This window comes from Bradyrhizobium sp. Ce-3, assembly GCF_022835695.1.
Lineage (GTDB): Bacteria > Pseudomonadota > Alphaproteobacteria > Rhizobiales > Xanthobacteraceae > Bradyrhizobium.
This window is the reverse complement of the sequence record NZ_BQUV01000001.1, coordinates 339470-352719: the sequence shown is the minus strand read 5'-3', so window position 1 is coordinate 352719 and position 13250 is coordinate 339470. Positions and strand designations below refer to the sequence as shown.

The window sequence follows — 13250 nt, the reverse complement described above, 5'->3', positions numbered from 1 at the left end:
GGTTCGCGCGCGAATGAAAGCTATGTGTTTCCGGTAATGAGGAGAAGGGCGTTGATTACATAGCCGGTCAGAGTTCGCAGTATCATTGAAATAACATCAAGATTTAGGCCGACTTGCCTGCCAATCACCGGCAGCAGGATCAGCAGCCCGATCAGGATCAGCATGCCGTAGGGCTCCAGCCGGGCGAGCGGGATCGCCAGCGGCCGCGGCAGCAGCCCGACCGCGACCCGGCCGCCATCCAGCGGCGGGATCGGCATCATGTTGAAGATCGCGAGCACGATGTTGATCAGGAACGCGTTTTTCAGATTGTCCGCGGTCCATTTTGCCGCATCCGCCGGAACGTATGGCAGGGCGTGGAATGCCAGCGCTGCCGCGGTCGCCAAAATGATGTTGGTGACCGGGCCGGCCAGCGCCACCCACACCATGTCGAGCCTGGGATGGTTGAGCTTGCGGAAGTTCACCGGCACCGGCTTGGCGTAGCCGAACAGGAATGGCGAATGCGCGAACAGCAGCAGCCCGGGCAGGAGCAGCGTGCCGAACGGATCGATGTGCTTCAGCGGGTTGAAGCTGACGCGGCCGAGCTGCCAGGCAGTGTCGTCGCCGAGCCGGTGCGCGACGAAGCCGTGCGCCGCCTCGTGGAAGGTGATGGCGATGATGACCGGCAGCACCCAGACGGAGAGGTCATAGAGGGAGATGTTCAATGCCTGCCGCCTCGGGTTCGCTGGGACCTGAGGTCAGGCTAGCACGGATTCGCTCACGGCTTTGCCGGCGAGCGGCCGCGGGTCAGCGTGCATCCGGCGCGACGACGCGGGCCTGGTGGGGCTGGGTGGTCGCGATCCAGATTCCGACGAACACGGTGACGATGCCGGCCATCAAATTCCAGCTCAACGGCTCGCCGAGCAGGGCAGCGCCGACCAGCGATGCCGCGATCGGATTGACGGTGACCGAGATCGCGACCCGGGTCGGCGTCGTCCGCTCCAGCGCGAAGGCCCAGAGGTAGAAGGTGAGGGCCGCGCCGAAGGCGCCGAGATAGGTGACGCCGAACCATTGCGGTGCACCGAACTCCGCAACCGGCGCGAAACTGCCGCGCAACAGCGAGGCGGCAATGAGCACCACGGCGCCTGCGGCCATGGCGAGCGTGGTGAAGGGGATCGGGCCGGAGCGGCGGATATAAGGTTTCGACCAGATGCTGTAGAGCGCCATGCACAGCGCGGCCGCGACCATCAACAGATCGCCGCGCCAGGCGCCCGCCGGCGCCGTGGCGAGGCCGGACAGCAGCGCGATCGAGACCCCCAGGATGGTGACCAGCACGCCGGTGGTCTTTCGCGCGGTCAGCGGCTCGGCACCGAGCGCCGCGCCGACCAGCAAGGTCAGCAGCGGCAGCGTCGAGAGCGCCAGCGCGCCGCGCGCCGCGGTGGTTGATATCAGCGAAGCGTTGAACAGGATCGGAAACGCCGCGAAGAACAGCAGGCCGAGGCCGGCCACGCCGGGCCAGTCGCGCCGCGGCGGCCAGCTCCGGCGCTGCAGCAGGCCCAGCGGCAGCAGCAGCAACACGCCGATGCCGAAGCGGAACGCGCCGATCGCCAGCGGATCGATGGCGCCGACCAGAAACCGCGTTGCCCCGATCGAGGTTCCGCCGAGCGCGCTCGACACGACCGCTGCCAACACCCCCCAAATCTCGCCCATCCGCCCCGATTCCTCTGTCTTGCTTGCGCAATCTAGGAAAGGGCGGATAATCATGGAATGGAATAGATTTGATCAATCAAATCACGGATCGTTATGAGCTCGCCCGTCCTCGACCCGGATCTGCTGCAAGCCTTTGTCGCGGTCGCCGAGCATCGCTCCTTCACCCGCGCGGCTTCGGCGCTGAACCGGACCCAGTCGGCCATCAGCATGCAGGTGAAGCGGCTGGAGGAGCGGCTGCAGGCCGAGCTGTTTCACCGCAGCACGACCAGTGTCGATCTGAGCGCGGCCGGCGAAGGGTTGCTCGGCTACGCCCGCCGCATCCTCAGCCTCAACGCCGAGGCGGTCGGCCGGGTGCGTGCGCACGGCACCGACGGGCGGGTTCGCTTGGGCGTGATGGACGATTACGGGACCTTGATCGTGCCGCCGCTGCTCAAGGATTTCATCGCCAACTATCCGCTGATCCGTGTCGAGATGGAGACCGGGCTGACGTCGGGGATGACCGACCGGCTCGGCGAAGCCTATGACCTCGTGATCGCGATGCATCCCGAAGGGCGCGGCGAGGGCGAGCTGCTGCGCACCGAGCAGGCGGTGTGGGCCGCAAGCGCATCGCATCGAGTCGAGGAGTTCGATCCGTTGCCGGTCGCGCTCTATCCGCAGGGCTGCCTGTTCCGGAGCTGGGCGATGCAGGCGCTGGATCAAGCGAGCCGGCCGTGGCGGCTCGCCTTTGTCAGCCACAGCCTGTCCGCGGTCGAGGCGATCGCAGCGCAGGGGCTCGCCGTGACCGTGGTCAAGTCCGGCACCTTTCCGCCGACCCTGCGGCGCCTGACCGCACGCGACGGCATGCCGCCACTGCCGCGCGCGGAGATCCGCCTGCACCGCGCGCCAAATCTGTCGCACGCGGCGTCACTGCTCGCCGATCATCTCGTCACGGCGCTTCGGCAACCGGCAAGGCGAGGCGCGGCCTAATACGTCGCCCGTCCGCCGGAGATGTCGAACACTGCGCCGGTCGAGAACGCGCAATCCTCCGAGGCCAGCCACGCCACCATCGCAGCGAGCTCCTCGACCTGCACGAAGCGGGCCTTCGGGATCTTCGACAGCATGAAGTCGATGTGCGCTTGCGTCATCTGGTCGAAAATCGCGGTCTTCGCCGCGGCCGGCGTCACCGCGTTGACCAGGATGTCGTGCTGCGCGAGCTCCTTGCCGAGCGATTTGGTCAGCGCGATCAGGCCGGCCTTCGACGACGAATAATGCGCCGCGTTCGGGTTGCCTTCCTTGCCGGCGATCGAGGCGATGTTGACGATGCGGCCGTATTTCTGGCCGATCATGGTCGGCACGATCGCCTTGCAGCAGATGAAGGGACCCTCGAGATTGAGGCGTATCACCCGGCGCCAGTCGTCGAGATCGGTTTCCCACACCGGCTTGTTGGCACCGGTGATGCCGGCGTTGTTGACGAGAACGTCGATCTTGCCGAATGCCCTGAGCGTCTGATCGCGCGCGACGTCGACCGCGTCGGGATCGGTGACGTCGGTCTTGATCGCGATCACGTTCTCGCCGAGCGCCCTGGCGGTCTTCTCGGCCAGCGGCTGGTCGAAATCCCAGATCGCGACCTTGGCGCCGGAGGCGACGAAGCGCTCGGTGATGGCGCGGCCGAAGCCTTGCGCGCCGCCGGTGACGACGGCCGAGCGGCCGTTGAGATCGATCTTGTTCATTGGTGTTATCCTTTGACGTTTCCTCGGTGCGGCCGCACGGACGTTCTGCTCCCTCGCCCCGCACTTGCGGGGTCGAGACGAGCGAAGCTCGCTCTTAGAGGGTTGGGGTGAGGGGTTGTCTCCGCATACTGGTGCGGAAGTATAGTGCCTCACCCCTCACCCGGAAGGTTCGAAGGTCAGAGCATGAAGCCGCCGTCGACGACCATGTCGACGCCGGTGGTGAATGCGGCCTCGTCGCTCGCGAGATAGACCGCCATCGCCGCGATCTCCTCGGCGGTGCCGAGCCGGCCCATCTTCTGGCGGGCGACGAATTTCTCGCGCCCGTCGGGGCCTGCGGCGGCTGCGCGTTCCAGCATCGAGGGCGTCTCGACCGTGCCGGGGCAGATCGCGTTGCAGCGGATACCCTGGTTGATGAAGTCGAGTGCGACCGCACGCGTCAGCAGCGAGACCGCCGCCTTCGAGGCGCTGTAGACATAACGGTTGGCCGGCGGCCGCAACGCCGCGCAGGACGAGATGTTGACGATGCTGCCGCCGCCGCCCGCCAGCATCGCCGGCAGGAACGCCTTGATGGTCCGGTGCATCGATTTGACGTTGAGGTCGAACGAGAAGTCGAAGTCCTCGTCGGAGCACTCCAGGATGGTGCCGTGATGCACGAAGCCCGCCGCATTGAGCAGGATGTCGATCTTGCCGACGCGCTTGGCGAAGCTGTTGACGTCGTTGGTGCTGCGAACGTCGAGCCGCGCGGTCTCGGCGATGCCGTCCTTGCTCAGGGATGCGATGCCGCTCTCATTGATGTCGGTGGCGATCACGGTGGCGCCTTCACGCGCGAAAGCGATCGCGCATGCGCGCCCGATGCCGGCCGCCGCGGCGGTGACGACGGCGCGCTTTCCCTTCAGTCGATTGGACATTGATGCTCATCTCCCATTTTTTGGTCATTCCGGGACGCGCGCGGCGCGGGCCCGGAATCCATACGCCCGATCGTGGTTATGGATTCCGGGCTCGGCCCTGCGGGCCGCCCCGGAATGACGGTGACGGTTAGTCTAGTGATTATCGCGCGCCACGCCGACCTTGCCGGCGATGTCGTGGTAGCGCGTCGCGAGCTCGAGGCAGGCGCCGGTGGCGTGCTGGCCGACGGTCTGGCGATAGAGCTCCTGCCACGGCGTCTGGTTGGCCGGGTGCGGGAAGCCGCCCTTGGCCTTCAGCTCGGCGCGGCGGGTCCGCAGCTCGTCCTCCGAGATCAAGATGTTGGCGCTGCCCTTGTTGAGGTCGATGCGCACCTTGTCGCCGGTCTTCAGGATCGCAAGTCCGCCATCGGCGGCCGCCTCCGGCGAGGCGTTGAGGATCGACGGCGAGCCCGAGGTGCCGGACTGCCGTCCGTCGCCGATGCAGGGCAGGGACAGGATGCCGCGCTTGATCAGCGCCGCCGGCGGCTGCATGTTCACGACCTCGGCGCCGCCGGGATAGCCGATCGGGCCGGTGCCGCGCACGAACAGGACGCAGTGCTCGTCGATGTCGAGCGCGGGGTCCTCGATCCGCGCGTGATAGTCCTCCGGGCCCTCGAACACGATGGCGCGGCCCTCGAAGGCGTTGAGGTCCTTCGGGTTGGACAGATAGCGGTCGCGGAATTCCTTGGAGATCACGCTGGTCTTCATGATCGCGGAATCAAACAGATTGCCGCGCAAGACCAGGAAGCCGGCGTCCTTCACCAGCGGCTTGTCGTAGCCCCAGATCACGTCGCCGTCGGGAGCGGGCGCTTCCTTGCAGTTCTCGCCCATGGTGCGGCCGTTGACGGTGAGGGCGCCCTCATGGATGCGCTTGTGCTTGATCAGCTCGCGCACCACCGAAGGCACGCCGCCGGCGCGGTGATATTCCTCGCCGAGATAGAAGCCGGCCGGCTGCATGTTCACCAGCAGCGGCACGTCGTGGCCGTATTTCTGCCAGTCGTCGATCGACAGCTCGACGCCGACATGGCGCGCCAGCGCATTGATGTGGATCGGCGCATTGGTCGAGCCGCCGATCGCGGAGTTGACCACGACGCAGTTCTCGAACGCCTCGCGGGTCAGGAAGTCCGACGGCTTCAGATCTTCCCAGACCATGTCTACGATGCGCTTGCCGGTCTCGTAGGCGATCTGGCCGCGCTCGCGATAGGGCGCCGGGATCGCCGCGCAGCCCGGCAGCGAGAAGCCGAGCGCTTCCGCCAGCGAGTTCATCGTGGAGGCGGTGCCCATCGTGTTGCAATGGCCGACCGAGGGCGCCGAGGAGGCCACGATCTCGATGAACTGCTCATAGTCGATCTCGCCGGCGGCGAGCCGCTCGCGCGCCTTCCACACCACGGTGCCGGAGCCGGTGCGCTGGCCTTCGTGCCAGCCGTTCAGCATCGGCCCGCCCGACAGCACGATCGCCGGCAGATTGACGGTCGCCGCCGCCATCATGCAGGCCGGCGTGGTCTTGTCGCAGCCAGTGGTCAGCACCACGCCGTCGAGCGGATAGCCGAACAGCACCTCGACGAGGCCGAGATAAGCGAGGTTGCGGTCGAGCGCCGCGGTCGGGCGCTTGCCGGTCTCCTGGATCGGGTGGGTCGGAAACTCCATCGCGATGCCGCCGGCGGCGCGGATGCCCTCACGGACGCGGTGGGCGAGCTCGAGGTGATGCCGGTTGCACGGCGACAGGTCGTTGCCGGTCTGGGCGATGCCGATGATCGGCTTGCCCGACTGCAATTCCTCGCGGGTCAGGCCGTAGTTGAGATAGCGCTCGAGATAGAGCGCGGTCATGCCCGGATTGTGCGGGTTGTCGAACCATTCCTGGGAGCGGAGCCTGCGGCCCTTGCCCTTGCTGGTCTCGCCTGCGGCGCTGTGCCCGTTGGTGTGGGGTTTTGTCATTGGTTTCTCCCGCAATGCAGATTCTTGATGGGCCCGTCCAAGGGCGCTGGTTCAACGCTGTTCTACCTTGCGCCAATCGTCGCGCATTACAAACCCGACCGATCACGCACAGGTGTTTCACTGGATGGATTGGACCTTAGTTGAAGGGACTTGGTTGCGCTATCATTTTGTCATTTTTCTTCCTTGTGACTGGCACGTGTCAGGCGGGTGTCAGCTGCGTCGCGCCGAGCTCTGCCGTTCCATGACGCTGAAGCCCAGATCGACGACGGGGTCGGTGGGCCGGCGGCCTTCCAGCGTCTCGATCACCATCGCGGCGGCGTTCCTGCCCATCTCGTAGCGATTGGTGCGGACGCTGCTCAGCGTCGGCTCGCTCGACGCCATGAATTCGAGGTCGTTGAAGCCGACGATCGCCATCTGCCCGGGCACCGCCATGTGTCGGCGCTTGCATTCGAACAGCGCGCCGAGCGCAAGGTCGTCATTGACGCAGAACACCGCGTCGATGTCCGGCGCCTTGGCGAGCAGGTCGGCAAATAGCGTCCCGCCCAACGTCACCGAGGTCGGAATCGCGGTGGTGACGATGAGCTGCGGGTCGAGCAGGGCGGCGTCCGCCATTGCGGCGCGATAGCCGTCGAGCCGGCGCTGCACCCGCGGATCCATCCGCGCGCCAAGGAAGCCGATCCGGCGGTAACCTTGCGCGAGAAGGTGGCCGATCGCGGCTTTTGCCGCATCAAAATGCGAGAATCCGATCATCATGTCGATCGGAGAGGGGCCGAGCTCCATGATCTGGACGATCGGGCAATCGACGGTCTCCATGATCGCCCGTGAATCGGGGGTCTGATTGATCCCGGTGATAATCAGGCCTGCCGGCTTCTGTGCCAGAAAAAGACGCAACAGGCGCTCTTCCTGCAGGATGCTGTAGCGGGTGTTGGCGAGCTGGATGCTGTAGCGGCTGCCGTCGAGCGCGTCATAGATGCCGCGCAGCACGTCGGAGAACACGTTGTTGGTCAGCGACGGGATCAGGACACCGATCACCTCGGTGCGCTGCGACGCAAGCGCGCGTGCCGCGAGATTGGGCACGTACCCGAGTTCTTTTGCCGCACTCTCGACCCGTGCGCGTTTGCCGGCCGAGAGCGCTTCCGGATTCCTGAAGAAGCGTGAGGCCGTAATCGGGCTGACACCGGCGTGCTTCGCGACTTCGGCGAGCCGGATCTTGCCTGGCGTGATGCGCTTTCGGGCCATTTGCCGCTCATATCACGACCATCGTCGCAGACAAACCGATATTGACAGCGCTACCAAGCGATTGCTAATCGAACGATTGCCAAAACCGGATAAACTGCGGACAATAAGTTGGGTCCGATAGTGCCGCGCACCCAGCGCGGCCGGAACAAAACAGAGCGGTGGCGGCACTCGTCGTACGTCGTCGGGAATTTGAGGAGGGAAGTGGATGTCGTCGGTCCAGATTCGCGACGTGCGGAAGTCGTTCGGCAATTTTGAGGTCCTGCACGGCGTGTCGATCCCGATCGAGGACGGCGAGTTCGTCGTTCTGGTCGGCCCTTCCGGCTGCGGCAAATCGACCTTGCTGCGCATGCTGGCGGGGCTCGAGAACATCACCTCGGGCACGATCTCGATCGGCGACCGCGTCGTCAACAATGTCCAGCCGAAAGAGCGCGACATTGCGATGGTGTTCCAGAACTACGCGCTCTATCCCCACATGACGGTCGCCGACAACATGGGCTTCTCGCTCAAGCTGCGCGGTGCCAAGCCCGAGGAGATCTCGACCGGCGTCAAGCGCGCCGCGGAAATCCTCGCGCTGACGCCGCTGCTCGACCGCTACCCGCGCCAGCTCTCCGGCGGCCAGCGCCAGCGCGTCGCGATGGGCCGCGCCATCGTGCGCGATCCGCAGGTGTTCCTGTTCGACGAGCCGCTGTCGAACCTCGACGCCAAGCTGCGCGTCGCGATGCGCACCGAGATCAAGGAGCTGCACCAGCGGCTGCGCACCACGACGGTCTACGTCACCCACGACCAGATCGAAGCCATGACCATGGCCGACAAGATCGTCGTGATGCATGACGGCATCGTCGAGCAGATGGGCTCGCCGCTCGAGCTCTACGACACGCCGGCGAACCAGTTCGTGGCCGGCTTCATCGGCTCGCCCGCGATGAATTTCCTTAGAGGCGCGGTGAAGGTGAACGGCGCCGCCTATTTCGAAGGGCCGAACGGCGTCAAGCTGCCGCTGAAGTCGGCGCCGGCCAATTCCGATGGCAAGCCCGCCGTCTACGGCGTGCGGCCGGAGCATTTCACCATCGCCGATGACGGTGCCGAGGCCGAGATCGTGGTGGTCGAGCCGACCGGCTCGGAGACCCAGGTGTTCGCCAAGCTCGGCGGCGAGCAGGTCGTCGCCGTGTTCCGCGAACGCCATCTGTTCAACCCGGGCGACAAGGTTCGGCTCAAGCCGGACCCGGCGCTGGTCCATCTGTTCGACGATTCGACGGGGAAGCGATTGAATAGCTGACCGCAGCCCGCACGTCTCGTCAGTGCATCATTTCGACCGGGATTTCGGCCGTCACGCAAACGGCAGGGATCATTTCAAAGCAACAACCAAAAATCGGGAGAGAATTGCCAATGTCCATGTTCAACACTGACCGCCGTTCGCTGCTCAAGGGCGGTGCCACGATGCTGGCCGCCGCGGCAACGATGTCCAGCGATCAGCTGCTCGGTTATGCCAAGGCCTGGGCCCAGACCTCGCAATGGAAGCCGGAGCCGGGCGCCAAGATCAACCTGCTGCGCTGGAAGCGCTTCGTGGAGGCCGAAGACGTCGCCTTCATGAAGATCGTCGATGCCTTCCAGAAGGCCAACAACGTCACCATCAACGTCTCCAACGAATCCTACGACGACATTCAGCCGAAGGCCTCGGTCGCCGCCAATACGGGGCAGGGCCTCGACATGGTGTGGGGCCTCTATTCGCTGCCCTTCCTGTTCCCGAGCAAGTGCGTCGACGTCACCGACGTCGCCGATTACCTCGGCAAGAAGTGCGGTGGCTGGTCGGATTCCGGCAAGGCCTACGGCATGCTGAACGGCAAGTGGATCGGCATTCCGGTCGCCGCCACCGGCGGCCTCGTCAACTACCGCGTCGCCGCCGCCGAGAAGGCCGGCCACAAGGAGTTTCCGAAGGACCTCGGCGGTTTCGCCGATCTCGTGAAGGGCATGAACAAGAACGGCACCCCGGCCGGCATGGCGCTCGGCCACGCCTCGGGCGATGCCAACGGCTGGCTGCATTGGGCGCTGTGGGCGCATGGCGGCAAGCTGATCGACAAGGACAACAAGGTCGTCGTCAACTCGCCGGAGACCGCGAAGTCGCTCGAATACGTCAAGGGCCTGTACGACAATTTCGTGCCGGGCACCGCGTCGTGGAACGACAGCTCCAACAACAAGGCGTTCCTTGCCGGGCAGCTTCATCTCACCGTGAACGGAATTTCGATCTACGTCACGGCGAAGAAGGAAAATCCGCAGATCGCCGAAGACATGAACCATGCCCACCTGCCGGCCGGTCTCGACGGCAAGACGCGAGAGATGCATCTCGGCTTCCCGATCCTGATCTTCAGCTTCTCGAAGTATCCGCAGACCTGCAAGGCGTTCACCGCCTTCATGCTGGAGCCGGATCAGTTCAATCCGTGGATCGAGGCGGCGCAGGGCTACCTGTCGCACTTCCTGCTCGACTACGACAAGAACCCGGTCTGGACCGCGGATCCCAAGACGACGCCGTATCGCAGCGTGGCGCAGACGGCGTCGACCCCGGCCGGCGAAGCGCAGATGAGCGAGAACGCCGCCGCCGCGATCGCCGACTTCGTCGTCGTCGACATGTACGCGAACTACTGCACCGGGCGTGAAGACGTGAAGACCGCGATGGCTTCGGCCGAACGCGCGGCCAAGCGCATCTTCCGCTAGCTGACGGCCGGCGCGGCAAGCCGTGCCGGCTCTGGTCCATGAGCGAACTGAGGTGACGCACGATCCAGACTGGTCGCGCGTCACCATCTGATTCGGAGTTGAGAGCGAATGAGCACTGTCCAGACATCGATGCCGGCGCAGGCTGCCGCGGCAGGCGAGCCGTCATTTTGGTCCCGGCTCAGCGGCAACCGCAACTGGGCCGCGTTCTGGTTCATGCTGCCGACGGCCGCGTTCCTGATCCTGTTCCTGGCCTATCCGCTCGGCCTCGGCGTCTGGATGAGCTTCACCGACGAGCGGATCGGGCGCGCCGGCGCCTTCGTCGGCATCGAGAACTACCAATGGCTGTGGGACGATTCGATCTTCTGGCTGTCGGTGTTCAACACCTTGCTCTACACGCTGATCGCAAGCGCCATCAAATTCGCGATCGGGCTCTATCTCGCGCTGCTGCTGAACCGGCACATGCCGTTCAAGGCGGTGATCCGCTCGATCGTGCTGATCCCGTTCATCGTGCCGACCGTGCTGTCGGCGATCGCGTTCTGGTGGATCTACGATTCGCAGTTCTCGATCATCTCGTGGTCGCTGATCAAGCTCGGCGTGATCCACAGCAACATCAATTTCCTCGGCGACAGTACGTGGGCGAGGGCGAGCGTGATCTTCGCCAATGTCTGGCGCGGCGTTCCGTTCGTGGCGATCACGCTGCTGGCCGGCCTGCAGACCGTGTCGCCGTCGCTCTATGAAGCGGCCACGCTCGACGGCGCCACCAACTGGCAGCGCTTCCGCTTCATCACCTATCCGCTGCTGACGCCGATCATCGCCGTGGTGATGACGTTCTCGGTGCTGTTCACCTTCACCGACTTCCAGCTGATCTGGGCGCTGACCCGCGGCGGCCCGGTCAACGCCACCCATCTGATGGCGACGTTGAGCTATCAGCGCGGCATCATCAGCGGGCGGCTCGGCGAGGGCGCCGCGATCGCCACCGCGATGATTCCCTTCCTGGTGGCGGCGATCGCCATCTCCTGGTTCGGAATGCAGCGCCGCAAGTGGCAGCAAGGATCGAACAATGACTGATTCAACCTTGCAATCGAAAGCCGTGGCCGCCAAGGCCGGTGGTGATGATAGCGAAGGCATGAGCTATCTGGAGTCGCTGCCGCGGCGCCTGGTCACGCTCTATCTGCCGCTGTTCATCATCCTCGTGGTGCTGCTGTTCCCGTTCTACTGGATGGTGCTGACCTCCATCAAGCCGGACGAGCAGCTCATCGACATGGAGAAGTTCAACCCGTTCTGGGTGATTCATCCGACCTTCAAGCACATCAGCAAGCTCTTGTTCGAGACCCAGTATCCGCGCTGGCTCTGGAACACGATGTATGTCGCGGTCGGCGCCACCTTCCTGTCGATCGTCGCCAGCGTGCTGTCGGCCTATGCGATCACGCGGCTGCGCTTCAAGGGCGCGGAAGCGGTCGGCGTGCTGATCTTCTTCGCCTATCTGGTGCCGCCGTCGATCCTGTTCATCCCGCTGGCATCGGTGATCCAGGCCTATGGGCTGTTCGACTCGCCGCTGTCGCTGATCCTGGTCTATCCGACGCTGCTGATCCCGTTCTCGACCTGGCTCTTGATGGGCTATTTCAAGACCATCCCCTATGAGCTCGAGGAGTGCGCGCTGATCGACGGCGCGTCGCGCTGGCAGATCCTGGTCAAGATCATCGTGCCGCTGGCGGTGCCCGGCCTGATCTCCGCCTTTATCTTCTCGTTCACTCTGTGCTGGAACGAGTTCATCTATGCGCTGACGTTCCTGCAGTCGACGCCGAACAAGACGGTGCCGGTTGCGATCGTCAACGAATTCGTCGACGGCGATATCTACAAATGGGGATCGCTGATGGCGGGCGCGCTGGTCGGCTCGCTGCCGCTGGTCATTCTTTACGCCTTCTTCGTTGAGCATTATGTCTCGGCGATGACGGGCGCCGTGAAGGAATGAGCGCGCAGGGCCCGCAGGCGAATTCGCAGAACAAGACAAGAAAAGGAGCACGGTCGTGCACATTCTGATTCTGGGCGCTGCCGGCATGGTCGGCCGCAAGTTGACCGAGCGTTTGCTGCGCGAGGGCCGCCTCGGCAAGCAGGACATCAGCAAGATGACCCTGCAGGACGTGGTCGCGCCGCAGAAGCCCGCGAATGCCTCGATCCCGGTCAATGTCGTCGCGTCCGATTTTGCCGATGCCGGTGCTGCCGCGCCCCTGATCGCGGAGCGTCCGGACGTGATCTTCCACCTCGCCGCGATCGTGTCGGGCGAGGCGGAGGCCGAGTTCGACAAGGGCTACCGGATCAATCTCGACGGCACCCGTCATCTGATCGACGCGATCCGCGCCACAGGCGGCGGCTACAAGCCGCGGCTGGTGTTCACGTCCTCGATCGCGGTGTTCGGCGCGCCGTTCCCCGAGAAGATCGGCGACGAGTTCTTCCATACGCCGCTGACCAGCTACGGCACCCAGAAGTCGATCTGCGAGCTCCTGATCAACGACTACACCCGCAAGGGCCTGCTCGACGGAATCTCGATCCGCCTGCCGACGATCTGCGTGCGTCCGGGCAAGCCGAACAAGGCGGCGTCCGGCTTCTTCTCCAACATCATCCGCGAGCCGCTGGCGGGCGAGGAGGCGATCCTGCCGGTCGCCGAGGACGTGCGGCACTGGCACGCTTCGCCGAAATCGGCGGTCGGCTTCCTGGTCCATGCCGGCACCATGGATCTCAACGCGATGGGACCGCGGCGCAATCTCAGCATGCCCGGGATGTGCGTCAGCGTCGGCGAGCAGATCGCAGCGCTCGAGCGCGTTGCCGGCAAGAACGTCACCGCGCGGATCAAGCGGGTGCCCGATCCGACCATCATCGGCATCGTCTCGGGCTGGCCGCGCGATTTCGCCACCGACCGCGCGCTGAAGCTCGGCTTCACCACGGCCGAGAAGACCTTCGACGACATCATCCAGATCCACATCGAGGACGAGCTCGGCGGCAAGTTCGCCGCCTAAGCTCCGCTCAGGCACAC

Annotated in this window: 12 protein-coding genes; 6 read left to right on the top strand and 6 right to left on the bottom strand. The window is 64.8% G+C overall.

Translation table 11 applies throughout. The features are described from left to right. Positions 1-20: 20 nt before the first annotated feature. Both BRSPCE3_RS01795 and BRSPCE3_RS01790 read right to left on the bottom strand, forming a co-directional pair. Positions 21-701 carry a site-2 protease family protein gene (locus tag BRSPCE3_RS01795; protein WP_244063855.1) on the bottom strand — a complete coding sequence of 227 codons (681 nt, stop codon included), beginning with the start codon at positions 699-701 and terminating at the stop codon, positions 21-23. 82 nt (positions 702-783) lie between these two features. Continuing rightward, entirely contained in the window at positions 784-1686 is a 903-nt protein-coding gene (locus BRSPCE3_RS01790; RefSeq protein WP_244063854.1) for a DMT family transporter, read from the bottom strand. 93 nt (positions 1687-1779) lie between these two features. On the opposite strand from BRSPCE3_RS01790, the gene BRSPCE3_RS01785 reads away from it, so the two are divergent. Then, entirely contained in the window at positions 1780-2652 is an 873-nt protein-coding gene (locus BRSPCE3_RS01785; RefSeq protein ID WP_244063852.1) for a LysR substrate-binding domain-containing protein, read from the top strand. On the opposite strand, the gene BRSPCE3_RS01780 is transcribed toward BRSPCE3_RS01785, so the two are convergent. From BRSPCE3_RS01780 to BRSPCE3_RS01765, 4 genes are all read right to left on the bottom strand, one after another. Continuing rightward, a complete protein-coding gene (locus BRSPCE3_RS01780; protein WP_244063851.1) occupies positions 2649-3395 on the bottom strand; it encodes an SDR family NAD(P)-dependent oxidoreductase in 747 nt (248 codons plus the stop codon). The genes BRSPCE3_RS01785 and BRSPCE3_RS01780 overlap by 4 nt on opposite strands. 176 nt (positions 3396-3571) lie before the next feature. Beyond that, positions 3572-4303 (bottom strand): SDR family oxidoreductase, encoded by a 732-nt coding sequence (locus BRSPCE3_RS01775; protein WP_244063850.1) that lies wholly within the window; start codon positions 4301-4303, stop codon positions 3572-3574. Positions 4304-4435: 132 nt separating this feature from the next. Further along, positions 4436-6274 (bottom strand): IlvD/Edd family dehydratase, encoded by a 1839-nt coding sequence (locus BRSPCE3_RS01770; protein ID WP_244063848.1) that lies wholly within the window; start codon positions 6272-6274, stop codon positions 4436-4438. 210 nt (positions 6275-6484) lie between these two features. Next, a complete protein-coding gene (locus BRSPCE3_RS01765; RefSeq protein ID WP_244063847.1) occupies positions 6485-7513 on the bottom strand; it encodes a LacI family DNA-binding transcriptional regulator in 1029 nt (342 codons plus the stop codon). 205 nt (positions 7514-7718) lie between these two features. On the opposite strand from BRSPCE3_RS01765, the gene BRSPCE3_RS01760 reads away from it, so the two are divergent. The 5 genes from BRSPCE3_RS01760 to denD all read left to right on the top strand — a co-directional run bounded on the left by BRSPCE3_RS01760 (position 7719) and on the right by denD (position 13233). Next, a complete protein-coding gene (locus BRSPCE3_RS01760) occupies positions 7719-8786 on the top strand; it encodes an ABC transporter ATP-binding protein (protein WP_244063846.1) in 1068 nt (355 codons plus the stop codon). A 110-nt stretch (positions 8787-8896) separates the two neighbouring features. Next, positions 8897-10219 carry an ABC transporter substrate-binding protein gene (locus BRSPCE3_RS01755; protein ID WP_244063845.1) on the top strand — a complete coding sequence of 441 codons (1323 nt, stop codon included), beginning with the start codon at positions 8897-8899 and terminating at the stop codon, positions 10217-10219. A gap of 108 nt (positions 10220-10327) precedes the next feature. Beyond that, positions 10328-11287, top strand: a complete 960-nt coding sequence (locus BRSPCE3_RS01750; protein WP_244063843.1) for a carbohydrate ABC transporter permease — start codon at positions 10328-10330, stop codon at positions 11285-11287. Then, positions 11280-12191 (top strand): carbohydrate ABC transporter permease, encoded by a 912-nt coding sequence (locus tag BRSPCE3_RS01745; RefSeq protein WP_244063842.1) that lies wholly within the window; start codon positions 11280-11282, stop codon positions 12189-12191. The genes BRSPCE3_RS01750 and BRSPCE3_RS01745 overlap by 8 nt, the downstream gene beginning before the upstream one ends. Before the next feature lie 55 nt (positions 12192-12246). Beyond that, the gene (denD, locus tag BRSPCE3_RS01740; RefSeq protein WP_244063841.1) at positions 12247-13233 is read left to right on the top strand and encodes a D-erythronate dehydrogenase; all 987 of its coding nucleotides are present in this window, start codon (positions 12247-12249) and stop codon (positions 13231-13233) included. Positions 13234-13250: the final 17 nt, after the last annotated feature.